Source organism: Modicisalibacter coralii, assembly GCF_004117855.1.
GTDB classification, from domain to species: domain Bacteria; phylum Pseudomonadota; class Gammaproteobacteria; order Pseudomonadales; family Halomonadaceae; genus Modicisalibacter; species Modicisalibacter coralii.
Window position 1 is genome coordinate 31,428 of sequence record NZ_QWBW01000011.1, and the last position, 25,259, is coordinate 56,686.

21 protein-coding genes are annotated in these 25,259 nt (G+C 61.4%); 13 read left to right on the plus strand and 8 right to left on the minus strand.

What is annotated here, in order from left to right:
- Nucleotides 1-18: 18 nt before the first annotated feature.
- Both D0901_RS06875 and D0901_RS06880 read right to left on the minus strand, forming a co-directional pair.
- The gene (locus D0901_RS06875; protein WP_129139564.1) at nucleotides 19-504 is read right to left on the minus strand and encodes a hypothetical protein; all 486 of its coding nucleotides are present in this window, start codon (nucleotides 502-504) and stop codon (nucleotides 19-21) included.
- The gene (locus D0901_RS06880) at nucleotides 497-1,366 is read right to left on the minus strand and encodes a TatD family hydrolase (protein WP_129139565.1); all 870 of its coding nucleotides are present in this window, start codon (nucleotides 1,364-1,366) and stop codon (nucleotides 497-499) included. The genes D0901_RS06875 and D0901_RS06880 overlap by 8 nt, the downstream gene beginning before the upstream one ends.
- Nucleotides 1,367-1,479: 113 nt before the next feature.
- Between D0901_RS06880 and D0901_RS06885 the strand changes: the two genes are divergently transcribed.
- Nucleotides 1,480-3,423 (plus strand): ATP-binding cassette domain-containing protein, encoded by a 1,944-nt coding sequence (locus tag D0901_RS06885; RefSeq protein ID WP_129139566.1) that lies wholly within the window; start codon nucleotides 1,480-1,482, stop codon nucleotides 3,421-3,423.
- A 52-nt stretch (nucleotides 3,424-3,475) separates the two neighbouring features.
- Here D0901_RS06885 and D0901_RS06890 read toward each other — a convergent pair whose 3' ends face one another.
- Nucleotides 3,476-3,934 carry a universal stress protein gene (locus D0901_RS06890; protein WP_129139567.1) on the minus strand — a complete coding sequence of 153 codons (459 nt, stop codon included), beginning with the start codon at nucleotides 3,932-3,934 and terminating at the stop codon, nucleotides 3,476-3,478.
- A gap of 87 nt (nucleotides 3,935-4,021) precedes the next feature.
- Here D0901_RS06890 and D0901_RS06895 point away from each other — a divergent pair, with 87 nt between their 5' ends.
- Entirely contained in the window at nucleotides 4,022-4,546 is a 525-nt protein-coding gene (locus D0901_RS06895) for a preprotein translocase subunit YajC (RefSeq protein WP_129139568.1), read from the plus strand.
- A gap of 36 nt (nucleotides 4,547-4,582) precedes the next feature.
- On the opposite strand, the gene slyA is transcribed toward D0901_RS06895, so the two are convergent.
- Together slyA and D0901_RS06905 are read right to left on the minus strand one after the other, a co-directional pair.
- Nucleotides 4,583-5,035 carry a transcriptional regulator SlyA gene (gene slyA / locus D0901_RS06900; RefSeq protein ID WP_129139569.1) on the minus strand — a complete coding sequence of 151 codons (453 nt, stop codon included), beginning with the start codon at nucleotides 5,033-5,035 and terminating at the stop codon, nucleotides 4,583-4,585.
- 83 nt (nucleotides 5,036-5,118) lie between these two features.
- Nucleotides 5,119-6,246, minus strand: a complete 1,128-nt coding sequence (locus D0901_RS06905) for a DUF5924 family protein (RefSeq protein WP_129139570.1) — start codon at nucleotides 6,244-6,246, stop codon at nucleotides 5,119-5,121.
- Nucleotides 6,247-6,464: 218 nt separating this feature from the next.
- Between D0901_RS06905 and fadB the strand changes: the two genes are divergently transcribed.
- The 3 genes from fadB to argE all read left to right on the plus strand — a co-directional run bounded on the left by fadB (nucleotide 6,465) and on the right by argE (nucleotide 11,317).
- A complete protein-coding gene (fadB, locus tag D0901_RS06910; protein ID WP_129139571.1) occupies nucleotides 6,465-8,636 on the plus strand; it encodes a fatty acid oxidation complex subunit alpha FadB in 2,172 nt (723 codons plus the stop codon).
- Nucleotides 8,637-8,671: 35 nt separating this feature from the next.
- On the plus strand, nucleotides 8,672-9,850 hold the full coding sequence (gene fadA, locus D0901_RS06915) for an acetyl-CoA C-acyltransferase FadA (protein WP_129139572.1): 1,179 nt from the start codon (nucleotides 8,672-8,674) through the stop codon (nucleotides 9,848-9,850).
- 258 nt (nucleotides 9,851-10,108) lie between these two features.
- Nucleotides 10,109-11,317 carry an acetylornithine deacetylase gene (gene argE / locus D0901_RS06920; protein ID WP_129139573.1) on the plus strand — a complete coding sequence of 403 codons (1,209 nt, stop codon included), beginning with the start codon at nucleotides 10,109-10,111 and terminating at the stop codon, nucleotides 11,315-11,317.
- A gap of 74 nt (nucleotides 11,318-11,391) precedes the next feature.
- On the opposite strand, the gene D0901_RS06925 is transcribed toward argE, so the two are convergent.
- Together D0901_RS06925 and D0901_RS06930 are read right to left on the minus strand one after the other, a co-directional pair.
- Nucleotides 11,392-11,811: a DUF488 domain-containing protein gene (locus D0901_RS06925; protein WP_129139574.1), complete on the minus strand. Its 420-nt coding sequence runs from the start codon at nucleotides 11,809-11,811 to the stop codon at nucleotides 11,392-11,394.
- A gap of 140 nt (nucleotides 11,812-11,951) precedes the next feature.
- Complete coding sequence (locus D0901_RS06930; RefSeq protein WP_129139575.1) at nucleotides 11,952-12,341, minus strand: MAPEG family protein; 390 nt, start codon at nucleotides 12,339-12,341, stop codon at nucleotides 11,952-11,954.
- Nucleotides 12,342-12,474: 133 nt separating this feature from the next.
- Here D0901_RS06930 and idi point away from each other — a divergent pair, with 133 nt between their 5' ends.
- Nucleotides 12,475-13,014: an isopentenyl-diphosphate Delta-isomerase gene (idi, locus tag D0901_RS06935; protein ID WP_129139576.1), complete on the plus strand. Its 540-nt coding sequence runs from the start codon at nucleotides 12,475-12,477 to the stop codon at nucleotides 13,012-13,014.
- A gap of 234 nt (nucleotides 13,015-13,248) precedes the next feature.
- On the opposite strand, the gene D0901_RS06940 is transcribed toward idi, so the two are convergent.
- Nucleotides 13,249-14,139: a LysR substrate-binding domain-containing protein gene (locus D0901_RS06940; protein ID WP_129139577.1), complete on the minus strand. Its 891-nt coding sequence runs from the start codon at nucleotides 14,137-14,139 to the stop codon at nucleotides 13,249-13,251.
- 107 nt (nucleotides 14,140-14,246) lie between these two features.
- Between D0901_RS06940 and D0901_RS06945 the strand changes: the two genes are divergently transcribed.
- The 7 genes from D0901_RS06945 to D0901_RS06975 all read left to right on the plus strand — a co-directional run bounded on the left by D0901_RS06945 (nucleotide 14,247) and on the right by D0901_RS06975 (nucleotide 24,899).
- Entirely contained in the window at nucleotides 14,247-15,134 is an 888-nt protein-coding gene (locus D0901_RS06945; RefSeq protein WP_129139578.1) for a HalD/BesD family halogenase, read from the plus strand.
- A 64-nt stretch (nucleotides 15,135-15,198) separates the two neighbouring features.
- Nucleotides 15,199-16,482, plus strand: coding sequence for a M24 family metallopeptidase (locus tag D0901_RS06950; protein WP_129139579.1), 1,284 nt, complete (start codon nucleotides 15,199-15,201; stop codon nucleotides 16,480-16,482).
- Between the two features lie 64 nt (nucleotides 16,483-16,546).
- Nucleotides 16,547-18,034 carry a CoA-acylating methylmalonate-semialdehyde dehydrogenase gene (locus D0901_RS06955; RefSeq protein WP_129139580.1) on the plus strand — a complete coding sequence of 496 codons (1,488 nt, stop codon included), beginning with the start codon at nucleotides 16,547-16,549 and terminating at the stop codon, nucleotides 18,032-18,034.
- 424 nt (nucleotides 18,035-18,458) lie between these two features.
- Entirely contained in the window at nucleotides 18,459-18,998 is a 540-nt protein-coding gene (locus tag D0901_RS06960) for a hypothetical protein (RefSeq protein WP_129139581.1), read from the plus strand.
- A gap of 109 nt (nucleotides 18,999-19,107) precedes the next feature.
- The gene (locus D0901_RS06965) at nucleotides 19,108-20,814 is read left to right on the plus strand and encodes an ATP-dependent nuclease (RefSeq protein WP_129139582.1); all 1,707 of its coding nucleotides are present in this window, start codon (nucleotides 19,108-19,110) and stop codon (nucleotides 20,812-20,814) included.
- Nucleotides 20,815-20,991: 177 nt separating this feature from the next.
- Nucleotides 20,992-23,196, plus strand: a complete 2,205-nt coding sequence (locus tag D0901_RS06970) for an AAA family ATPase (RefSeq protein ID WP_129139583.1) — start codon at nucleotides 20,992-20,994, stop codon at nucleotides 23,194-23,196.
- The gene (locus D0901_RS06975) at nucleotides 23,196-24,899 is read left to right on the plus strand and encodes a LeoA/HP0731 family dynamin-like GTPase (protein WP_129139584.1); all 1,704 of its coding nucleotides are present in this window, start codon (nucleotides 23,196-23,198) and stop codon (nucleotides 24,897-24,899) included. Before D0901_RS06970 ends, D0901_RS06975 begins: the two co-directional genes overlap by 1 nt.
- The last annotated feature ends 360 nt before the right edge of the window (nucleotides 24,900-25,259 follow it).

Below are 25,259 nucleotides of genomic sequence, written 5' to 3' on the forward strand. Positions count from 1 at the left end.
CGGGCCGCGTTTTTCGGCTCAGGCGTGGGAAGCCTCCGCCAGCCGCTGGTGCAGGTAGAGCATCACCTGCACCTCGTGGTCGGGGCGCAGCGGCTCGAGACCCAGGTCGGCGAACAGCTCGTTGCGCGCCCGCGCCCATTCCCCCGGCGCCAGATCGGGATAGAGATCGTCCACCGGGGCCAGCTCGACGAACGGGTCGACGCCGAAGTCGTCGAACAGCCGCGAGAGCGCCGCCTCGTCGTCGCTGACTCCCGCCGTGTAGAGGGTGGCGCTGAAGTGATCCTGTTCGAGCTCCTTGAGCACGTCCAGGGGGCTCAGGCCGAAGGTGCGCAGCTCGTCGAGGCTGTAGTCGCCGAGCTTGAGCAGTTCGTCGTCGAGCCAGTCGTCGTCGGGCTGGATCAGGGTGTGCTTGATCAGGCCGTCGGGCAGCGCCCAGGCGATGGCCAGCGGCAGGGCGTCGTCCTCGCCGGTCTCGACGGCGATGAAGCCGGGAAAATCACTCATGGTGGCAAGCCTCGAGTCGGAAGAAGCGCCGGGCGGTGGCGGTGGTGGCCGTGGCGATGGTGGTCGCGTCGTCGCCGCGCCAGTGGGCGATCTCGTCGACGATCCAGGGCAGCAGTGCCGGTTCGTGGCGGCGCGCCCGGGGCTTGGTCGGCAGGTTGCGCGGCAGCAGGTAGGGGCAGTCGGTCTCGACCATCAGCCGTTCGAGCGGGATGTCGGCGAGCAGCTCGCGCAGATGGTGGCCGCGGCGTTCGTCGCACAGCCAGCCGGTCAGGCCGATGTGCAGGTCGAGGTCCAGATAGCCGTGCAGCGTCTCGCGGTCGCCGGTGAAGCAGTGCACCACCGCATCGGCGATGTCGTCGCGCCAGCTCGCCAGCATCTCGCGCATCCGCCGGCCGGCGTCGCGCTCGTGGACGAACAGCGGCAGCCCGGCCTCGGCGGCCAGGCCCAGCTGGGCCTCGAAGGCGCGCTCCTGGTCGGCCGGCGCGGAGAAGTTGCGGTTGAAGTCCAGGCCGCATTCACCGGCGGCGACCACTTCGGGGCGGCGATACAACTCGGCGAAGCCCTGGGCCAGCTCGGCGTTCCACTGGCTGGCCTCGTGGGGGTGAACGCCGGCGGTGGCGTAGAGCCCCGGGTGGGCGTCGGCGAGGGCGACGGCCTCGCGGGCATGGCGCAGGTCGGTGCCGGTGACGATCAGCGTCTCGACACCGGCGTCGCGGGCACGCTCGATCACCGCCTCGCGATCGCGGGCGAAGCTGTCGTGGGTCAGGTTGGCGCCGATGTCGACCAGCGGGGCCGGCGCCGTGAAGCGCAGCGCCTCCGGCAGGGGCATCTCGTCGCGGGTGTCGGGCGTCGTTGGGGACATTCGCCGCTCCTCGGTGCATGGGCCGACCATTGTAACGCGATGCAAGGCGGGGCCACAGCGCCGCGGTGGCTGCGTTACAATGGGCTTTTGACATTCGCGAAGCGAGGTAGTGCGTGACGCTGCTACGTCTGGAACAGCTGCACCTGGCCTATGGCCCGCACGTGTTGCTCGACGGCGCCGACCTGGTGCTCGAGCGGGGCGAACGCCTGGCCCTGGTGGGGCGCAACGGTACCGGCAAGTCGACCCTGCTGGGGTTGGTCGCCGGCGACAACCTGCCCGATGACGGGCATATCTGGCGTGCCCCGGGGCTGCGCATCGGCGTGCTCGAGCAGGACCTGCCGGTGGCCAGCGGCGAGACCATCTTCGACGTCGTCGCCCAGGGACTGCCGGAGGCGGGGGCCCTGCTGGCCGAATATCACCACCTGATCCAGGCCGACGACCCCGACATGTCGCGCCTGGCCCAGTTGCAGACCGAACTCGAGTCGATCGACGGCTGGTCGTTCCATCAGCGCATCGACACCGTGCTGACCCGCCTGGGGTTGCCCGCCGACTCAGCGATGAGCGGGCTTTCCGGCGGCTGGCGGCGGCGCGTGGCGCTGGCTCGCGCGCTGGTCGCCGAGCCCGATCTGCTGCTGCTCGACGAGCCCACCAACCACCTCGATCTGGATACCATCACCTGGCTCGAGGAGCAGTTGGCGAACTTCACCGGGGCGGTGCTGTTCATCACCCACGACCGCGCCTTCCTGTCGCGGCTGGCCACCGGCATTCTCGAGCTCGACCGTGGCCGGCTGGGCCGCTACCCGGGCGACTACGCCCGTTATCAGGAACTCAAGACCCATGAACTCGAGGTCGAGGCCCGCGAGAACGCCGAGTTCGACAAGAAGCTGGCCCAGGAAGAGGCGTGGATTCGCCAGGGCATCAAGGCGCGGCGGACCCGCAACGAGGGGCGCGTGCGGGCCCTCCAGCAGATGCGCAAGGACCGTGCCGACCGGCGCGAGCGTCAGGGGCGGGCGACGATTCGTGTCGATACCGGCGAGCGCAGCGGCAAGCGCGTGGTGGAACTCACCGGCGTCAGCCAGCGCTATGGCGACGACTGGATCATCCGCGACCTCGACCTGGAGATCCAGCGCGGCGACCGGGTCGGCCTGATCGGCCGCAACGGCGCCGGCAAGACCACGCTGCTCAAGATCCTGCTCGGCGAGCTCGAACCCACCGAGGGTCGGGTGCGTCTGGGCACCAACGTGCAGGTGGCCTACTTCGACCAGTTGCGCGCGGGGCTGGAGCCGGAGAAGAGCGTCTACGACAACGTCGCCCAGGGCCGCGACCGGGTTACCGTGGGTGGCAAGGACAAGCACGTCATCAGCTACCTGCAGGATTTCCTGTTCACCCCCGAGCGGGCGCGCCAGCCGGTCAAGGCGCTCTCCGGCGGCGAGTCCAACCGCCTGCTGCTGGCCAAGCTGTTCACTCAGCCGGCCAACGTGCTGGTACTCGACGAGCCGACCAACGACCTCGACGTCGAGACGCTGGAACTGCTCGAGGAGTTGCTGCTCGACTTCTCCGGCACGCTGCTGCTGGTCTCCCACGACCGGGTGTTCATGGATAACGTGGTCACCGAGGTGCTGGCCTTCGAGGGCGAGGGCCGGGTCCACCAGTACGTCGGCGGTTACAGCGACTGGATTCGTCAGGGCGGCAAGCTGCCGCCGGCGCCCTGGGCGTTCGACGCGCAGGGGATCGAGGGCTCGGCGCGTCAGGGCGCTCAGGCAGGGGCCGGCGAAGCGAACGACACGGCGAGCGAAGCGCAGGCGGCGGACGATGGCAAGCGACCCAAGCGGCCGGTCAAGCTCTCCTACAAGCTGCAGCGCGAACTGGATGCGCTGCCGGCGACGATCGAACGGCTCGAGGCGGAGATCGCCGATTACGAGACCACGGTCGGGGATCCGGGCTTCTACCAGCAGGAGGCGACCAGGGTGACCGCGACGCTCGAGGCGATGGCCGCCAAGCAGGCGGAACTCGATGCCGCCATGGAGCGCTGGATGGAACTGGAGGCGATGGCCTAGGGCGACGGCTGAGCGGCGGGCACCGGCGTCGATGCCGGTGCCCGCGACGGCGTTACTCGGCGGTGGTTTCGCCGTCCTTGCCGACACGTACCGCCAGCACGTCGCACTCGGCGCCGTGCAGCACGCCGGTGGAGGTCGAGCCCAGCAGCAGGGCGAAGCCGTGACGGCCGTGGGAGCCGACCACGATCAGGTCGACGTCGTTCTCCTTGGAGAAGCGGTGAATCTCGGTGTCCGGCATGCCGACCACGACGTGCTGATCCTCGCGGGGAACGTCGTGGGGGTCGGCGATCTCCGCCAGGCGCTGCTTGGCATGATCATCCAACTGGTCCTGGATGCTGGTCAGGTCCATGGGGATGTCGCCGCCGTAGGCGAAGCCCAGGGGCTCCAGCGTATGGATGATGGACAGCTTGGCATGGTTGCGGCGGGCAATGGGGATCGCGCGCTCCAGGACCCGGGTGGAATCCTTGGTGAGGTCCACGGCCACCAGGACGTGATGGTATTCACTGCTCATGGGAAAGCCCTCCCTTTCGACGAAACATGCCTTCACTCTAAGGCGTGGTTTTGCGCTTCACAACGATCCATATCAACGTTTTAGGACATGTCGATGACATTCTGGCTGGTTCTGGCCTTCACCATCCTGGCGATCCTCTCGCCGGTCCTGTGGCTGCGTCCCTCGCCGCGCGATCGGCGGCTGATCGACCTGCGCCGGGCCGCGCGCGAGGCGGGGGTGAGCGTGGATTTCGGCAAGGCGCCGCTGCACGAATCGAGCGGGCTGGTGGCCTATCGCTGGCGTTATCCGCAGACCCGCCCGGGGTCGCGCTTCGTCGCGGTGCGCGATGCTCACGCCAGCGAGGCGCTCAAGCCCTGCGCCGACGGCTGGCGCTGGCGCATCGAACCGCTGCGGCCGATGGGCGAATCGGCCCGTCATGCCTTCGAGGCGGTGCTGGCTGCGTTGCCGGAGGATGCGCTGGTGCTGGAGTCGACCCGCGATCATCTCTGGGTCTGGTGGAGGGAATCATGGAACGCGACACAGTTCGCCCATCACGAGCCGGCGATCGCCGGGCTGCGCGATGCGCTGGAGGGTGACGCGCCCCGCCGTGGCGGGCCGGCGACGCCGCCCTGAAAGAGGCTGGCGGGGCCAACAGGCCCCGCCGGGCAGTCAGCAGTCGTCGTGATCGGGTGTCCGCGTCTGCAGGCGCAGGCCGTTCTTCTCGATGCGCGAGAGCAGGTCGTCCAGCGTAGCGAGTTCTTCCTCGCTGATGCCGGCGAACATCTCGGTGCGCGCCTGGCTGGCGACGGCATCGATCTTTTCCAGCAGCGGCGTTGCCTGGGGTGTCAGGTAGACGCGCTTGGTGCGTCGATCGCTGGCGCAGGGGCGGCGTTCGATCAGCCCCTGGTCGGTCAACTGGTCGAGCGTGCGCACCAGCGACGGTGCCTCGACGCCGATGGCGCGAGCCAGGTCGCACTGGGGCTGGCCGTCGCCCATCTGCCATAGATGGTAGAGCGTCACCCAGCGGGTCTGGGTGAGGTCGAGCGGCGCCAGGCGTTCATCGAGGATGGCGCGCCAGAGGCGAGGCAGGCGTGTGAGCTTGAATCCGATAGTCTCAGGCATTGGAGTTGTCGTTTCGCAGGCTAATATCATCCTAGATTGTCCGTGAACCACCGTGCATTGCAACCCCCTGCACGGTGCATGAATCAATCGCCGCCGGGCAAAAGCTGACGAACGTCAAGACCCGGAATCCCGGGCGGCGGACGGATGGCGCCGTCGGCCCGTTCGGCGCCCTGGGGCGAGGTGGCGACACGAAAATGCATGACGCCGAGCCGCTGGCCGGTGGCGGTCATCACGTCGATACGCCAGTCACCGGCGGAATCGCCGGGGAAGTGCTGCTTGTGGGTCCAGGCACGATAGCCCTTGTCGCGACCGCCGTGAATGATCAGCGGAATGCGGTCGATCACCTCGCCCTCGTGGCGCCAGACGTGATAGATCTTCTCGCGCAGCCCCCGGGGGGCGCGAATCGCGGTGTAGGCATACAGCCCCTGGGCCTGGAGGGCGGACTGGGTCAGTGTCAGGCTGCCCTCGGGCCGACGCTGCCCGGTGTCAAAGCCCGGCGACAGGGCGCTGCCGGTGATCCACAGCGTCGCCGGCGGGATCCAGGCACGCCCCGCCCAGGCGGCGCCACCCAGCAGCATGGCCAGGCCGATCATCGCCAGCCACCGTAACAGCCCCTTGGGACGCAGCAGATGGATCAGGCTGGGCAGGCTGAAGACCATGGTCGCCAGCACCGCCAGCAGCAGCGTCTCGCCGGTGGTCAACTGGAGCATGATCGGCAGGGTGACCAGGATCACCAGGAACACGCACAGCGCGTGAAAGCCGAAGTACAGCCAGCGGTGGCGTTCGGCCAGATGGAAGTAGAGCGGGTCGAGGATCGATACGATCCCGCAGGCGATCATCGCCAGGGTGAAAAACGCCTGGCCGCTGGCCCAGACCGTGGTCGCCAGCAGGAACGGCAGGGTGAAGAACAGCGTCTCCTGGTGGATCATCTGGGCGATGAAGGTGGTCACGCCGCGTGGCAGCGTCGGGTAGCCGCGGCGTGCCAGAAGACGGCCTATCATGCTCTCGGAGAGCAGCAGGATCCAGGCGACCAGCAACCCCAGCGCCAGCAGGGCACCGAGCGACTGCTGACGATCGACCAGAAAGAAGCTCAACGCGCCGATCAGGAATGCTAGCGGCGGCCATAGCCAGGCGTAGGGGCGCAGCCGCTTTACGACCCGTTCGGTGACGCGTTGCAGGCGCAGCAGCCGCGAAAAAGTGGCGGTCGTCATCGATGAAGTCTCACTGCAGTCTCCGGGGCCAGGACGCAGCGCATGCTAACAGGTGTCGGGAAGCGGCGGGAGTCGCCGGATCGCTACACTCTCGCCGTGATCCGGCCGCGATGAAATCCGCGATCCGTGCTTGACGGCGTGGCCGGGCTTGGCTCAAGCTAGCCGTATTCAAACGCTTGTATGAATACCGTTCCCCTCCAACCCGTGGAGATAGGTCCATGATCTACCAAGGCAGTGCCCTCACGGTGGCCAAAGACAGCGATGGCATCGCCACGCTGACCTTCGACCTGGCCGACGAGTCGGTCAACAAGCTATCCAGCGGCGTCATCGGCGAGCTGCAGGAGGCCGTGACGGCCATCGAGGCCGACGAAGGGCTCAAGGGCCTGGTGATCGCCAGCGCCAAGCCGGCCTTCATCGTCGGTGCCGACATCACCGAGTTCCATGGCCTGTTCGCCAAGGGCGAGGACTATCTGGTCGACATGAACCAGCGGGTTCATGCGCTGTTCAACCGTATCGAGGACCTGGCGTTCCCCACCGTCACCGCCATCAACGGGCTGGCGCTGGGCGGCGGTTTCGAGATCACCCTGACCACCGATTTCCGGGTCATGGCCGACTCGGCCCAGGTCGGCCTGCCCGAGACCAAGCTGGGTATCCTGCCGGGCTGGGGCGGCTGTGTCCGCCTGCCGCGCATCACCGGCGCCGACAATGCCATCGAGTGGATCGCCGCCGGCAGCCAGAACGACGCCGAGGCGGCACTGAAGATCGGCGCGGTGGACGCCGTGGTCCCCGGCGAACGGCTCGAGGCGGCGGCGCGCGACATCCTCGCCCGCGCCAATCGCGGCGAACTCGACCATCGCGCCCGGCGCGCCGAGAAGATCGAGCCGCTCAAGCTCAACGCCATCGAGCAGATGATGGCCTTCGAGACCGCCAAGGGCTACGTGGCGGGCAAGGCGGGGCCGCACTATCCGGCGCCGATCGAGGCGATCAAGGTGATCCAGAAGGGCGCCGGCGAGAGCCGCGAGCGGGCCCAGGCGATCGAGGCCAAGGCCTTCGCCAAGCTGGCGCTCACCGATGTCTGCTTCAACCTGGTGGGGCTGTTCCTCAACGACCAGGCGGTCAAGAAGCGGGCGGGGGCCTACGAGAAGCAGGCCGCCGCGGTGGAACGTACCGCGGTGCTGGGTGCCGGGATCATGGGCGGCGGCATCGCCTACCAGAGCGCCTACAAGGGCACGCCGATCCTGATGAAGGACATCAAGGAGGAGGCGATCCAGCTGGGCCTGAAGGAGGCACGCAAGCTGCTCTCCAAGCAGGTCGAGCGCGGCAAGCTGGATGCCGATGGCATGGGCGAGCGGCTGGCCAACATCCGCCCGACGCTGTCCTACGGCGACTTCGGTGACGTCGACCTGGTGGTCGAGGCGGTGGTCGAGAATCCCAAGATCAAGGGCGCGGTGCTCGCCGAGGCGGAACAGGCCGTCGGCGAGAACACCGTCCTGGCGAGCAACACCTCGACCATCTCGATCTCGCGGCTGGCGCAGAATCTGACGCGCCCCGAGAACTTCTGCGGCATGCACTTCTTCAATCCGGTGCACCGCATGCCGCTGGTCGAGGTGATTCGCGGCGAGAAGACCTCGGACGCGGCGGTGGCGGCGACGGTCGCCTATGCCCGCAAGATGGGCAAGACACCGATCGTGGTCAACGACTGCCCGGGCTTTCTGGTCAACCGCGTGCTGTTCCCCTATTTCGGCGGCTTCACCAAGCTGGTCGAGCAGGGCGCCGACTATGAACGCGTCGACAAGGTGATGGAGAAGTTCGGCTGGCCGATGGGTCCGGCCTACCTGCTCGACGTGGTGGGCATGGACACCGCCCTGCACGCCAGCGAGGTGATGGCCGAGGGCTTCCCGGACCGGATGGCCCAGGACGGCGAGAGCGTGATCAAGGTGATGGTCGACAACGACCGGCTGGGCCAGAAGAACGGCCGCGGCTTCTATCGCTACGAAGAGGACAGGAAGGGCAAGCCCAGGAAGGTCTCCGACGACGCGGCCCGCTCGCTGGTCGCCGAGCACGCCAAGGGCAAGCAGGAATTCGGCGACGACGAGATCATCGCCCGGTTGATGGTGCCGTTGTGCCTGGAAACGGTGCGTTGCCTGGAAGACGACATCGTCGGCAGCCCCGCCGAGGCGGACATGGCGCTGATCTACGGCATCGGCTTCCCGCCGTTCCGGGGCGGCGCGCTGCGCTACATCGATGCCACCGGACTCGCCGAGTTCGTGGCCCTGGCCGACCGTCTCGCCGATGAACTCGGCGCCCTGTATCGGCCCACCCAGCGCCTGCGCGACATGGCCGAGAAGGGCGAGCGTTTCTACGCCGACCCGGCCGACGCCTCGGCCTGACCACCACTTCGGATCCGATTTTCAGGAGAGCAACGATGAGTTTGAATCCCAGGGATATCGTGGTGGTCGACGCCGTGCGTACCGCCATGGCCAAGGCCAAGAACGGTGCCTTCCGTCACGTTCGCGCCGAGAACCTGTCGGCGGCGGTGATGCAGGCGCTGTTCGATCGCAACGACCGGCTCGACCCCGCCGAGGTCGACGACGTGATCTGGGGCTGCGTCAACCAGACCCTCGAGCAGGCGATGAACATCGCCCGCAACGCCGCGATCATGACCGGCATACCGCGCAGCGTGCCGGCGCAGACCGTCAACCGGTTGTGCGGGTCGTCGATGAGCGCCCTGCACATCGCCAGCGCCAACATCCGCGCGGGCATGGGCGACTTCTACATCATCGGCGGCGTCGAGCACATGGAACACGTGCCCATGACCCACGGCGTCGACGTCAACCCGGCGGCCAGCAAGTACGCCGCCAAGGCGGCGATGATGATGGGCCTGACCGCCGAACTGCTGGGCAAGATGCACGGCATCACCCGCGAGGAGCAGGACAAGTTCGGCGTGCGCTCACACCAGCGCGCGCTCGCCGCCAACGAGAAGGGCTACTTCGACGACGAGATCATCGGTGTCGAGGGCCACGACGCTGACGGCTTCCGCTGCCGGGTGGATCGCGACGAGGTGGTGCGCACCGACGCCAACCTCGACGACATGGCCAAGCTCAAGCCGGCCTTCGATCCGCGCAGCGGCACCGTGACCGCGGGGACCTCCTCGGCGCTGTCGGTGGGCGCGGCCGGCCTGGCGGTGATGAGCTACGAACGCGCCCAGGCGCTGGGGCTGGAGCCGCTGGCGCGGGTGGTCTCGACCGGCGTGGCCGGTTGCGACGCCTCGATCATGGGCTACGGCCCGGTGCCCGCCACCAAGAAGGCGCTCAAGGCGGCGGGGCTGAAGATCGAGGACATCCAGACCGTCGAACTCAACGAGGCCTTCGCCGCCCAGTCGCTGCCGGTGCTCAAGGATCTCAAGCTGATCGACCGGCTCGACGAGGCGGTCAACCTGCACGGCGGGGCGATCGCGCTGGGCCACCCGCTGGGCTGTTCCGGGGCGCGTATCTGCACCACGCTGCTCAACGTCATGCGTCAGCAGGACACCACCCTGGGCCTGGCGACCATGTGCATCGGCATGGGCCAGGGCGTGGCGACGGTCTTCGAGCGCTTGAAGTAATCCGCTGCGGCCTGTCTAGCCAGCCAGACACCAACGGCGCCCCGCGGGGCGCCGTTGGCGTTCGTGGGGCGGCCTTGAATCGGTTTTTCTGATCCTCTGGCGTCGATAACTATCATTTAACGACTCGGGCGCGCCTTCTATGATGGTCGTCACCCAACGCCGGGGTGCCGGGAGACGAGCGCCGACGCCTCGCATCCCGCGCACGGTCGTCCGACAGTGCCGGGCGATGCCCATCCTGACCGCGTTCGAGGGGATATCATGGCCCGAGACACCGTCGTCGACCTGCTTGCCGACCTGGTGGCCTTCGACACCACCAGCCAGCGTTCCAACCTGGCGCTGATCGCCTTCATCGAGGATTACCTGGCCCGTCACGGCGTGGCGTCACGCCGCGTGCCCGACGCGAGCGGGGAAAAGGCCAATCTCTATGCCACCATCGGCCCCGCGGATCGTCCCGGCGTGATGCTCTCCGGGCACACCGATACCGTGCCGGTGACCGGCCAGCAGTGGCGCTTCGATCCGTTTCGCTTGAGCGTCGAGGGCGAGCGCCTGTTCGGCCGTGGCACGGCCGACATGAAAGGGTTCCTGGCCGCCGTGCTGGCCGCCGTCCCCACGCTGGTGGCGACCGAACTGGCGGTGCCGGTGCACCTGGCGTTCTCCCATGACGAAGAGGTGGGGTGCCTGGGCGTGCGCACGCTGCTGGCGGACCTGGCCCAGCAGCCGGTACTGCCGGTCGCCTGCCTGGTCGGTGAACCGACGTCCATGCGACCGGCCACCGCCCACAAGGGGAAACTGGCGGTGCGCCTGCATGTGCGGGGCAAGGCCTGTCATTCCGGCATGGCGCCCCAGGGCGTCAATGCCATCCACGCCGCTGCCCGTTTGATCGGTTGGGTCGAGCAGACGGCCGCAACCAAGGCGAGTCAGGGCCCCTTCGACGCGCGCTTTGCGGTGCCCCACACCACCTTGCAGGTCGGCACCATCCAGGGCGGGGCGGCGCTCAATATCGTGCCGCAGGACTGCCAGCTGGATATCGAGATCCGCAACGTCCCCGCCGACGACCCCGAGGCGCTGCTCGACAGCTTGATGGCCGTCGCCGCCACGCTGGAAACCGAAATGGCCGAGACCGCGCCGGAGGCGAACATTCGCCTGGAACGGCTCGGCGATTACCCGGGACTGTCGATGGCCGACGATCATGCCCTGGTGGACTTCATCATGGCGCTGCTCGACGACCGGGCCCTGACACGCATCGGCTACGGCACCGAAGGCGGGCTGTTCCAGCGCGAGCTGGGGATTCCGACGCTGGTCTGCGGGCCCGGCAGCATGGACCAGGGCCATCAGCCCGATGAGTTCGTGACCCGCGACCAGCTGGACCGCTGCGAGCGCTTCCTGGCGCGGCTGGCGGCGACGCTGGCCGGCCCCGAGGCCCATCGTCTGGCAGTGGGCGAGTTCCCGCGGCCCGCGCCCGCGTGATTCGGCGCACGGCCCGCCCCAAACGACAAGGCGACACCCGTGACGGGTGTCGCCTTTTTCGTGGGATCGCCTACCTATCGATGGCTGGCGTAGCAGGGCGACGAACTCGGTGAATCCCGGCTGGCGTCGTCCTCGTGTTCCAGGGCCTCGCTCACCATGTCGCGCAGGATCGGCAGGTGCGAGTCGTCGAGATCCCGCGCGGCACTCAGCAGGGTCAGCCGACCCTCCCGGGCCCAGCGCATCAACGGCAGCAGGCAGTCCGGCGCATCCTGGATCTCCCAGCGATAGCGCCGGGCGAAGACCGCGTCGCTGATCTCGCCCTGATGCTTCTGCCGCCGCAGGGTGTTGGAGGGCGAGGCGTCACGGTACCAGTCGGTGAGTTGCAGCGATTCGCGGCGCTTGCCGCGTGGCCACAGCCGGTCGACCAGCACCCTCGCGCCGTCCTCCGTGTCGGCGTCAGCGTAGATTCGCTTGAGGCGAATGTCGTATCCCATGCAGGCCTCCTTGCTTTACGGTTCCCGCCCCGGCGTACCCAGGCTCGTCGTTATCGGGCGTTGGTCGCCTCTTGCGTCGTTGTTCTCCCATCCTAGCGCAAGGTTGCCCTTCGCTGGGGGTTCTTACGGTGAGTCGCCATTCACGATAGCGCCAGGGCGAACAGGGCCATGGCGGCGAGAAAGCCGACGATGAACACCAGCGAGCGGGCCGTCGCCCAGTCGGCGGCGTAGCACAGGGCATGCAGCAGCCGGGCCGCCACGAACAGCAGGGCGGCGCCCTCGGCCACGGCGCCCTGAACGCCGGCCAGCAGCGCGGCCGCGATCGCCGCGGTGAAGAGGATCAGCGCCTCCCAGGCGTTCTGCTGGGCGGCCCACAGCCGGGCGCCCAGCCCGGTGATCTCGGCATACTGGGCGCGCGGGTAGTGATTGTCGAAGCTGCCCAACTGACGGCGACGGCAGATCCCGCCGAGCATGGCGAGGGCGTAGGGAATCAGTGCCACCACCAGCAGGCACCCCAGCAGTACGGTCATTCGAGCCTCCTTGCTTGCGTTGCGATTGCCGAGCCCCGAGCTTAGTCATCGCCGGCGTTGCCGGCCAGTCACGGAGCTTGTCGCGCACGGGTGGTTTACACTGGCACCTCACGGACGAAGCGGGAGGCTACCCTTGAGCGAGCGACTCATCACCGCCATCGATGAACGCGGAGGCGTCTATCCCGTCGGCAAGCTCGAGGCACACCGTCGGGCCCTGCCGCATCTGGCGATTTCCGTGTTCGTCTTCCGCGGCGGGCAGACCCTGCTGCAACGCCGCGCCCCGGGCAAGTATCATTCGCCGGGCCAGTGGGCCAATGCCTGCTGCTCCCACCCGGACTGGCAAGAGGCTATCGCCACCTGCGCGGCACGCCGGCTGCGCGAGGAGATGGGGCTGGAACTGCCGCTGAGGCCCGCCGCCGTGATGGATTATCGCGCCGAGGTGGGCGGTGGCCTGGTGGAGAACGAACGCGTGCATTTCTTCGCGGCCGACTGGCCGACGCCGGCGCCGACGGTGGCTCCCGACCCCGAGGAAGTCGACGCCTATCGCTGGGTCGACGTGACGACGCTGCGCGAGGAAGTGGCGATGAACCCGGACGCCTTCACGCCCTGGTTGCGTATCTATCTGGCGCGGGCCGGGGAGACCGGAATCGAACGCCTGCGGGCTTCGGGCTAACTCCGGGTTCTTCGCGGACAGCGTGAAACGTCAAGGCCCCGCTACGGAGAATGAAATCCCTCCCGCGAAAACCAGCTTGGATGGCCCACTGGCGCATGGGGTCTCCTGTGGGAGGGAACTCGTTCCCGATTGGCGCCGCAGGCGCCCGGCATGGCCGGAGAAACTACAATGCCCGCCGCCATCGCGAATAAATTCGCTCCCACAGAGGCCAACCAATCGGCAGGGGACCTACCTCTAGCGGGGTGTTTCCTCGCTCAACATCCCGACGTCTTCCACGCAGTCGGTGCCGGTCACCGTCGCGCGCAGGGCGTTGCAGAAGCTGTCGAAGGCCTCGCTCATCTGCCCCGGGCTGCGGTGGATCTCGATCTCCACGTGGCCCAGCTCGGGCAGGCCCTCGTCGATACCCAGGACGCGACACCCGGCGGGGACGCTGCGCGGCGTCTTCACGGTCATCGCCAGGCCCGCCTGCACGGCCAGGTTGATGCCGGTGGGGGACGGGCTGGTGTAGCGCACGTCCCAGGTGCGCGATTCCCGGCCCAGCGCGGCGAAGGCGTGGGCCCGGAAGATGCAGCCCTCGGGGTTCAGCGCCAGGGGCAGGCGTGACCAGCCGGTGGGGTCGACGTGCTCGGCGGCCACCCAGACCATCGGCTCGCGGCCCAGCAGCTCGCCGGTGTGCGTCGGGGCGTGGCGAATCGCCAGCACCACGTCCAGCAGGCCTTCCTGAAAGCGTTCCACCAGGCTGGCGCTGATGTCGCAGACGATCTCGATGCGCACGTCGGGATGACTCTCGGCGAATTGGGGCAGCAGCCCGGGCAGGTAGGCGCTGGCCTGTTCCTCGGATATGCCCAGCCGAATCGACTGACCCTTGCGGTCGGCGCCCATCACCCGTTGTGCTTCGTCCTGCAACTTGAGGATCTGTCGCGCATAGGGCAACAGTCGCCCCCCGGCCGCGGTCAACAGCACGCTGCGACTGGTGCGCTCGAACAGCGCCTCGCCCATGCGGTCCTCGAGGCGCTTGATCTGCAGGCTGACCGCCGACTGGGTCCGGCAGAGGATCTTACCAGCGGCACTGAAGCCTTCGCACTCGGCCACGGTGACGAAGGCGCGTAGCAGGTCGGTATCCATGATCTATGAGACCCCGTAATTAATTATATCTTAATCATTCATTTTCATTATGAAATTGCCGGCTCTAGGCTGTCCAGGTGAAACCACGATGTAAAGGAGATTTCACCATGCACGCCACCGCCGGGGCAGAAAGACGCGAGACGTCGCTGGACGGGCTCGTCGACCTCGCGCAGTACCCCATCGCCCGGCTCGACCAGGCTGACGGTCAGGCGCTGATCGAACGCTGCCGCCGGCAACTCGCCGAGGATGGTTGCGTGGTGCTCGAGCAGTTCGTGCCGCAAGAGGCGCTGGCGCGTCTCGAACGCGAGACCGAGCGGCTCTCGCCCGAGGCGCACTACAACCAGAACGAGACCAACCCCTACAACTCGTCGGGCGATCCGAGCCTGCCGGCTTCGCATCCGCGCAACCGCTTCGACGATCGTACCAACGGCTTCGTCGCCGGCGACCGGATCGACGAGACCACGATCATCCGCCAGATCTATCGCAACCCGGACTTCCAGCGCTTCATCGCCACCGTGGTGGGCGTCGACGAGATTCACGAATACGCCGACCCGCTGGCCGACCTGGTGGTCAACGTGTTGCGCGAGGGCTGCCAGCACCCGTGGCACTACGACACCAACGAGTTCATCGTCACCATGATGACCCGCCAGTCGCAGGGTGGCGGACGCTTCGAATACGCCCCCGGCATCCGCAGCCCCGAGGGCGAGAACTTCGAGGGTGTGCAGGAGGTGCTCGACGGCGACCGGTCGCGCCTGAAGTCGCTGGCTCTCCAGCCGGGCGACCTGCAGGTCTTCTTCGGCCGTTACTCCCTGCACCGTGTCACCCCGGTGGTCGGCGACCGCGAGCGCCACACCGTGATCTTCGCCTACGCCAAGGAGCCGGGCTTCGTCGGCCGGCCCGAGCGCGCCCAGCGCATCTTCGGGCGCATGGCGCCGGTGCACGAGCGCCTGCTCGAAGAGGGCGCCACACGGCGCAGCGACAGCCTCGCCGATTGATCCCCATTCCGAGACACCCGGCACGTCTTGCGGCGTGCCGGGTGTCTGTCTGCAAGGACCGACCATGAACACCATCGAATCCGATCGACTGACCGACAACGAACCGGACAGCATCCCGGTCGTGCCCTCCGCGCCGATGGCCAACGGCGACAGTATTCCCACCGCCTTCGATCCCAGGCAGTTGCGCGCCGGGCGGCTGGCACGCCTGCGCGCGATGATGGCCGAGCAGGGCTACGCCGCCGTGGTGTTGTTCGACCCCTACAACCAGCGTTACGCGACCGGCTCGCGCAACATGTTCGGCTACTTCCTGCGCAACTCCACGCGCTACATCTACGTGCCGCTGGAAGGGCCGGTGATCCTCTTCGAATACCCCGGCAGCGCCCACGTCTCGACCTGGCTCGAGACCATCGACGAATCGCGCACCTCCAAGGTGGTGTGGTCGGCGGTCAACCAGCGCGACAACCTGTCCTCCGACCCGTTCGGCATCGAGATCGCCGAGCTGATGGAAGAACACGGCAAGGGCAACAAGAAGATCGGCCTGGATCGCTGCGCCCTGAACCTGGCCCGCTCGCTGGAGGCCCAGGGGCTGGAGGTCTTCGACTGCATGCAGGACACCCTGCACTGCCGGCGCATCAAGACCCCGGAAGAGATCGCCTGTCTGGCGCAGTCGATGGCCGGCAGCGAGGCCGCGGTGGCCGAGGTCGAGGCGGCGATCAAGCCGGGTGTGACCGAGAACGACCTGTTCGCGATCCTCTACGGCAACGTCATCCAGCAGGGCGGCGAGTTCATCGAGACCCGCCTGCTGTCGTCCGGCCCGCGCACCAACCCCTGGTTCAACGAGGCCAGCAACCGGGTGATCCGCCCCGGCGAACTGGTGGCGCTGGATACCGATACCATCGGTTGCCACGGCTACTATTCCGACTTCTCGCGGACCTTCCACGTCGGCCCCGGCAGGCCCACCGCCTACCAGCAGAGCCTCTACCGGATGGCCTACGAGCAGGTCCATCACAACATGGCGATCCTCGCCCCGGGCATGAACTATCGCGAGATTGCCGAGCGCGCCTGGAAGATCCCCGAACGCTTCCTCGACCGCCGCTATCCGTCGATCATCCACGGCGTGGGCATGCACGGCGAGACGCCGCTGGTCGCCCATCACATGGACTTCGACCGCTTCTCCAAGGACGGCATCCTCGAGCCGGGCATGGTCGTCTCGGTGGAGAGCTACATCGGCGAGGTCGGCGCCGCCGACGGGGTCAAGCTGGAGGAAGAGGTGCTGGTCACCGAGACCGGCATCGAGAAGCTCTCTCGCTACCCGTTCGATGAGGCGCTGCTCGGCAGAGAATTCTAAGGCTGACCCGTACCCCTGACCGACGCCAACGATTCGCAACTATTCGCAAGAATATAGAGACGCTATGACAGACGTATGCCACTGGATCGCCGGCGAACGCCTGGCGGGTGAGCGCACCATAGACGTGATCAACCCGGCCACCGCCGAGCCGGTACGCCGCCTGGCGATGGCCGACACCGCCACCGTGCAGCGCGCCATCGACGCCGCCCGCGAGGCCCAGCCCGCCTGGCGCGACATGCCGCCGGCCAAGCGCGCCCAGGTGATGTTCCGCTTCAAGAGCCTGCTCGAACGCGGCGCCGACGAGATCTGCGCGCTGATCAGCGAGGAACACGGCAAGGTGCACGAGGACGCCATGGGCGAACTCAAGCGCGGCATCGAGAACGTCGAGTACGCCTGCGGCGTGCCGGAACTCCTCAAGGGTAAGTATTCCCACAACGCCGGGCCGGGCATCGACACCTGGTCCAACCACCAGCCGCTGGGCGTGGTCGCCGGCATCACGCCGTTCAACTTCCCGGCTATGGTGCCGCTGTGGATGTATCCGATGGCGCTGGCCTGCGGCAACGCCTTCATCCTCAAGCCCTCCGAGCAGGCGCCTTCGGCCGCCGTGAAGATGGCCGAGCTGCTCGACGAGGCCGGGCTGCCCAAGGGGCTATTCAGCGTCGTCAACGGCGACCGCGAGGCCGTCGACGCGCTGATCGAGGCCCCCGAGGTGCGGGCGCTGTCGTTCGTCGGCTCCACCCCGGTGGCGCGCAGGATCTACGAGGGCGGCACCCAACAGGGCAAGCGCGTGCAAGCTCTCGGTGGTGCCAAGAACCATGCCGTGGTCCTGCCGGATGCCAATATCGACAACGCCGCCAATACGCTGATCGGTGCCGCATCCGGCAGTGCCGGCGAGCGTTGCATGGCGATCTCCGTCGCCGTGTGCGTGGGTGACGCCACCGCCGATGCCCTGGTCGAGCGCCTGGCCGCCCAGGCCCGCGAGCTGAAGATCGGCCCGGGCACCGAGAAGCGCCTCGACATGGGCGCGCTGATCAACGCCGGCCAGCGCGACAAGGTCGCCGGCTACATCGAGCAGGGCGCCGCCGCCGGTGCCGAGCTGGTGGTCGACGGCCGCGAGCATCCGCTGGTGGACGGCTCGCCGGGCTACTTCCTTGGCGCCACGCTGTTCGACCGCGTCACGCCGACAATGAGCATCTATCGTGACGAGATCTTCGGCCCGGTGCTGTGCGTGGTGCGCGTCGAAACCCTCGACGAAGCCATCGCCCTGATCAACGCCCACCAGTACGGCAATGGCACCTGCGTGTTCACCCGCGATGGCGAGGCGGGGCGGCGCTTCGCCGATGCCATCGAGGTCGGCATGGTCGGCATCAACGTGCCGCTGCCCGTGCCGGTCGCCTTCCACAGCTTCGGCGGCTGGAAGGACTCGCTGTTCGGCGACCTGCACGCCTACGGTCCCGACGCCGTACGCTTCTACACCCGCCGCAAGGCCATCTCCCAACGCTGGCCGCAGCACAGCGCCCAGGAAAGCGCGCAGTTCAACTTCCCCTCGTAACCCAAGCCCGCAAGCCTGACCCCCACGCCCGCGCCGCCCAGGCGGCGCGGGTGTTTTCGTGTACGCACCGTTCATGCGACCAACTGTCGCTCGACGCCGAGCCGCGATAGGTTAAGTATCGTTTGATCTTGCCGATACAACCTAATGGCCCAGACGGTGGAGCGTTCAATGCTTCGCCTGGCGGTAGCGTGGGGAAATGGTAGCGGTGCTTGTGGGGTAGGAAGCCGGTCCGAGGCCCGCATAGTGGCAAGGTGGTAGGCGCTTTTATTGGTGCTATATAGCGAGATCCATCGGATAGTCTTGAAAAAATCAATGGTTTGGCCGTGCAATATAAGAAGCTTGAACGAGCGCGCGCGTTCAAGTTGTTATCAGAGCAAGCTGTCTAATACCTTTTATATGTTCTGGAGAAACAGAGGAAGGTTTGATGAATAGGGTGGATGACTGGTCCGAGAGTGAACTAACTCAAGGCTTAACTTACGCCGGTTTTATACTATTAGCTTTCGAGCTGGTGACTAGTCTAGTTGTCTGTCCAATAAAAGCTTTTTATGCCGACACCTCGTTCGGAGAGGGCATGCCATTTCGCTCCTATGAAGACGATGTAAGCTACAGAGATAAAAGTGAGTTACAGGCTTTTCTGCTTTACTTGCGCGATTTCATGGAGGCTTTAGATTCTGAGGATGTGTTGACAATTCAAGCACTTCGTCGGCACAGAAATGAGGTGGCTCATGAACTGCCAAAGGCTCTTCACATCAAGCCCAATAGCCATCTGCCCCTTTTAGAAAAAGTCGATAAAGCTCAGTTTAAATTGAGTAACTACCGCACTTACATGGAAGTCGGTACAGATCCGGCATTTCGGGGCAAGGGTATCGATTGGGATACAGTTCATGGTCAGGAGTATGCAATGTTTCGAAAGATTATTGAATCGGTCCGAGTCATGGACTTAAACGTGTCCAAGTACATATAACAAGGCCTGGCACGCGACGCCTACTGCATTGCGGCTTCGCCTCCATTCCGTAGCCGCGCATGCTGGCTGGCGTTAGGCAAAAGTTCAACACCGAATTTGTAGGTAGTAAATGTACATATCAAAAATTGAGCTTGATAACTTTAAGTCATTTAAAAAAATCGAGGTTAATTGCAGTGAGAATTTTAATGTTATAGTAGGTGAGAATAATATTGGAAAAAGTACTATTTTTGAGGCGTTAAACTTATGGAAGTATGCTTATAATACGCTGATACAGACGCGGAATAGCAAAAAGTTTTATAAAGCAAACGCTAATTATTACATACCTTTTTCTGAGCTGAGTCAAATTAGACTCGTCAATGATGATGATATTTTTTATGATCATAGCTTGGGGAATGCTTCGATAACATTAACCATTGCTGATGGCAATGAGAGTTTTTCACTCAAAATAAGGTTTGAAAAGCCAGGGATAAAAAACTCATATCTTAGAGTTTTCAACAGTGAAGGGTTTTCTGAGTTTGAACGTTTTTCGGCACATATAGAGAGCAAGGAATGCTCACTTAAAAATGCAATATTTATCTATCAAACACGACCAATTTCAACAATATTCAAAAACGAACCCTTTTATAATGATGCTCAGATTGAGAAAAAAATAAGCATCGGTAAATCTCATGATGTTTTAAGAAATAAAATATTAAAAACAGAAAACATTCAAGCTAGTAAAGTTGCTGAAAAGTTCGATAAGCTTGAAGGTAGAATAAACAAAGTTCTCAAATCTGATTATCAGATAAGGTTTAAAAACAAAAATAGAATTGATGAGGAGTATGTTAGGATAACAGCCCAGTGCTCATCCCATAGAGAATTAGAAATTTCAATGATGGGTAGTGGTTTTTTGCAGGTTGTTGAAATTTTCTCAACTATTGAATACATAGAGAAAAGCAAAGGTGGAATTTGCCTTATACTGATTGATGAACCTGACTCTCATGTACATTCGGATTTACAATCACATCTAATTGATGAATTGAAATCTCATGATGAAAGTCAAGTTTATGTTATAAGCCATAATGACCGGCTAATTAATAAAGTTGATGAGGGAGAGCTTTTTTACCTTAATAAGACCGTTAAAAATCAAGGAGTACTATCTGCATTGCGTATTGATAATTTTTCCACCGTTAAAGAGGGCCTTGCTAGCGTTTTAAATGAAATTGAAAATTCCAGAGATAAGCCAATTGTTTTAACTGAGGGTAAAACTGATCAAAAAATCTTGGAAGTGGCATGGGGCAAGTTGAACGGCGACGCTGAAATGCCTTTTTCAATTGTTTCATCCGGGATTCATTTTGATGAAAATAGCCGAACAGGAAATGCTGATACAGTAAGAAGATCACTTGAGTATCTTGCAAATATCGTTGACCACAAAGTAATTGGGTTGTTTGATAACGATCGCGAGGGAAATGAGTGTTTTCGAGGGCTAAATAAACAAATATTTGAAGATCATGAAATAGCCAAGCAGGTAAGAAAACACCGAACAAAAGAAATATATGGTGTGACATTGCCTGTTCCTGCCTTTCGCTCCCATTTTGTAAATGAAGCCGTGCTAACACAAAGGTATTTTGTAATGGAGCACTATTTTTCTGACGAAATTCTCGATGCAAATAACTTGAAAGACGACCCAATACTTCAAGGAACTGATGTGTTCAATATTAAGGGTAATAAAAATAGCTTCTCTGAAATCTGTTCCAATATTTCCCCTGCAGAGTTTGAGAGTTTCAGACTGCTGTTCGATCAGTTAAATGCGGTAGCTCAGGTTGAAAACCCCTAACAAAGCGCTGTTGTTGGATAATTTTTACACCGCTTTGCGGCTCCAAATTGCCGCAAAGCTTCGCGTTAGATTTCACGACACGGCTCGGTTGCAACCTCTAACTACCGGTGCGGATACAATCTGTATCGTAGCCAGCAAGCAGTACTTTGGAAGGCGGTAAAAATAGAAGATGACTACATGAAGCTGAACATAGATGATCCACGTGAACTGTATCGCGGGGTTAACGCTGAACTAGATGACATAATCAGTGAGCTAGCCACCGAGTCAGACGATGAGCAATTGAACGGCGCCCAGCGTGAGGCCCATTCGTTACTGCGGGAGCATCGGTCGAACCTTCAGGATCAGCTGGAAGCTCTTGAGGCCAACGCTGAGTGGGATACCTTCACTATCGCGTTTTATGGCGAAACGGGGGCGGGAAAATCCACAATCATAGAGACCATGAGGATATTGCTTAAAGAAGACAGCAAGCTGAAAGATCAAAAAGCCTTCCGGGATTTTCAGGGCAAATACGAGCTGACAGGTGACAGGCTGGGTGCGCTCCAGTATGAGGCAGAGCGACTTGGCCGGGAAATTGAAGATCTCCGCGAAAAATGTGAAGAAACGTCTTCGAACTATGAGCAGCTAAGTGCGGAGTCCAGGAACAAGATTGTCCAATATCGTGAGCTGGTACTGGAGCGAAAACGGACGGCGTCCTTGTGGCAGAAGTTTCTGCACTTGTTCAGGGAAACGGAAGAGGAGCTGGCTCTTGCCCGTGAAGAACAGCAGTTATGCAAGATCGAAACAGAACGCGAGAGCGAGCTGTCGGTTCTAAACGAACAGAAAATAGGACTGGAAAACCAGCTGGCAGAAACCAGGGACAAGCTGCAGGAGTTCAGGGAACACCTGCCGGAGCTTGAAGCTTTGTCTGACGGCGGAATCATAGGAGATGGCCGCTCAGATTTCACTCGAAGGACGCAACGATTCGACTTCAGCGTAGCTGGCCAAGAATTTACACTACTCGATGTACCGGGAATAGAAGGCACTGAGCGCCTGATCGCGGAGGAGATTGAAAAAGCCCTTCAGGCAGCCCATGCTGTGTTCTACGTCACGAACCAGCCCGCACCTCCACAAACGGGGGACCAGGAACGAAGGAAAGGTACTCTCGAGAAAATCAAAATGCACCTTGGGGCCTCAACAGAGGTCTGGTGTGTTTTCAATAAAAAAGTTATAAATTCCAGGTATGCGCTGAAAGATCGCCCGCTTATCTCTGAAGATGAACATGCCAGCTTGCAAGAACTTGAAGAGAAAATGGAAGAACAGCTCGGGTCGCATTTTCAGGGTGTGCGCCCGTTGACCTCGCTCCCGGCCTTCCTGGCAGCAACAGATCATTTTGCTCCCGATTCGCAGAACGCGAGACGCCGCAAGAAAGCTCTATCCGAGTTTGAAACAGACCTGCTGATCGAGTTATCCGGGGTGGAGGCATTTATCCGCTTTATTCAGGACAGCGTGCTCGAGGATAGTCAGCAAAAGATTCAGAGGGCCAATCTCTTCAAGGTCAAGGATGCTCTGGACAAGACCACCGTCGTCCTCGACCACGTAAGACAGGGAATTTCAGAGTTGGCGGCGGATCTCCGCCTCGGCGAGCAGAGTTCGAAGAAGCAAATCAGAAGTGGCTTTTCGTCATTCAGGAAGCGTCTTGAATCTTCCGCCGAGACCTCAATTGAACGCTTCAGCAGCGATGTTCTGAACGAAGTGTATTCAGAAATTGACGACGATATCAGCAATGATGCCTTTAAAGCGATTTTGAAACAGCTGATTAAAACTCATCAGGAGCGGCTGAATGAAAGTTTGAAGAAGGCGATGGCGCAGCAGATCGAGCGTTTTAAAAAAGAGACCGAGAACATAGTCAAGCGTTTCGAGGATAAAAGTCGCGAGTTGACGGATATTTACACCACGATTGCTAGTGCCGATATTGATCGTGATTTCGACCTCAAACTGGATATCGACAATGGTTTGCGATTGACGAACCTTCTGGCAGTCATCGCTGGTGGAGCATTGCTTTGGTGGAACCCAGCAGGCTGGTTAGTTATTGGTATGGGAGCAGCCAGTATTGCAATCGGTGCATACAAGGCCGTACGTGGATTTCTGAGTTCCAGTTACAAAAAATCGCAGCAACGAAAAGCTGCTGATGAAAACCTCAGAAACATTACCGGCCAATTGCGCGAATCACTGCAAGAAAGTCTCGAACAAGGTCTCCCGGAGATGAAAGAAAAAGTCACTGAGATTGAGCAGGCACTCGCCATACCTGCGGGCAAGGCGAGGGCACACGCAGACCTGATTAACCAGTCGAATACAAAAATCAAGACGTTGTCGAGCATGATCGAAGCTTCAGGAGCTCTGTAATGAAAGACACACTCAATACCTTCAAAGACCAGCAGAACGATTCTCTGGAGCTGTTGAACAGACTTTCGAAGTTTTTGACGCAAGGTGAGAAGGCCGGGGTTCCGATTGATCAGGAGTTGCGATCAAAGCTTCAGGCAGCCATCCAATCCGTGTCTGGCGAACGGCTCAAGGTCGCACTCATAGGCGGTTTTTCAGAGGGCAAAACGTCTATTGCCGCCGCATGGATGGAGCAGCTCGATAAGTCCAGTATGAAAATCAGTCACAGTGAATCCTCTAATGAGGTAAAGGTCTACGAGGTGGGTGAGGACTTTGTTCTTATTGATACCCCGGGTCTGTTTGGCTTCAAGGAAAAGTACAACGCCGAGAAGCAGGCTATAGAAAAATATAAGGACATCACCAGAAAATACGTGAGTGAAGCACACTTGGTTCTGTATGTCATGAACCCGACTAACCCGATCAAGGAGAGCCACGAGGATGATCTGCCCTGGCTGTTCCGCACCTTGGGGCTCCTGTCCAGGACAGTGTTCGTACTCAGCCGCTTCGACGAAGTGGCGGATGTGGAAGATGAAGATGATTACCGGGATAACCTCAAAGTTAAATATGACAATGTCGTTGGTAGACTTCGCACGGCAATAGAGCTTGACGATAAAGAAGAGAAAAAACTATCGGTAGTTGCTGTGGCGGCAAATCCGTTTGACCTGGGCGTTGACCACTGGCTTCAGAACCCCGATGAGTTTAAAAAGCTGTCGCATATTGCTGAGCTTCAGGTGGAGACGGCGCAGAAGATTCATAACAGCGGCGGCGCAGCGGCCCTTGCAGAAGAAATGCGCGCCAGTGTCATCCGCGATGTTTTGAGTAAGCAGTTGCCGATAGCGATAGAGAACGACCAGAAGATCTCACAGGAAGTCACTAAGCTGGACGAGCTTAATAACCATCTAAAGCTGCAGCTGGCGACCACCGAGCGGGATATCGAAGACGCGAGGATAGGGCTACGGGAGTTCGTTGCCCGATATTTTTCCGATCTGATCCTCAAAGCGAAAGGTTGTAGTCTCGAAACTTTCGGTGATTTCTTTGAGCGGGAAATTGGCTCTGAAGGTATTGTGATCGCCACTCGGTTACAGAATGAATTTAGCCGTCAGGTTCAGCCGATTACGCTGGAAGTTGAAAAAATGCAGATTGGCTTTGACAACGAGGTCAGTCACTTCAATACCACGATCAAGTCGATGGGCAAGCAGGGTGTAAACCATGTCCTGAACGGAAATTTCATCAATAGAGACTCGGTCCTTGCGGCCCGGGACGGAGTTGTGAATGTTGCGAAGTCCGTTGGGGTCGATCTTGGTAAGTATCTTAATTTCAAGCCCTGGGGGGCCACCAAATTTGCCAAAGGTGCGAACGGGGCTCTTGCTGCAGTAGGTTTGGCGTTTGAGCTATGGGATAGCTGGGAAGAACATAAGCGCCAGACCGAATTCCAGAACGCAATTGCCAAAATGGTGAGTAATTTCGAGAAGCAGCGGGAGGAGCTGCTGACACTAATCAACTCGGACCAGTTCAAGGAAATGTTCTTTGGGAACTATCTTGAGCTCCGGCAGAAAGTCGCGGAGGTAGAGCAGATGCTCAATCAGAGCCGCGAAAGCCAACAGAGGTTTCAAGCATGGAAATCCGAAGCGGAGGCAATAAAAGTGGATTTCAGGCGTATGGGATGAATGTAAGTTCTGTATCCCGAATCCATAGAAGGATCTGTCAGGATTCCTCGGTGGGGTGCGGGTATGTTGGTTGAATGTAGCAAGAGGAAAACGCTATGGAGAGCTCCAGCTATGAGGTTTAATGAAATCTAATACCTGTTATGCATAAGTTATGAATAAGAATTGCACGCATCCATCGCTGAAATGCCTAAATCAATACGACTTGATTCGCAAATACCAGTGCGAGTTTTGTAAAGCGATAATGATTTGCACCTGTGACAGGGAGCACGGCGAGCGGTTCTTGCCTCACCAGCTTAAATTTGGCTCTTGGTATGGTTCCAGAGAGAGGGTGCCCGTCACACTTGGATTCCAAGAGAACAC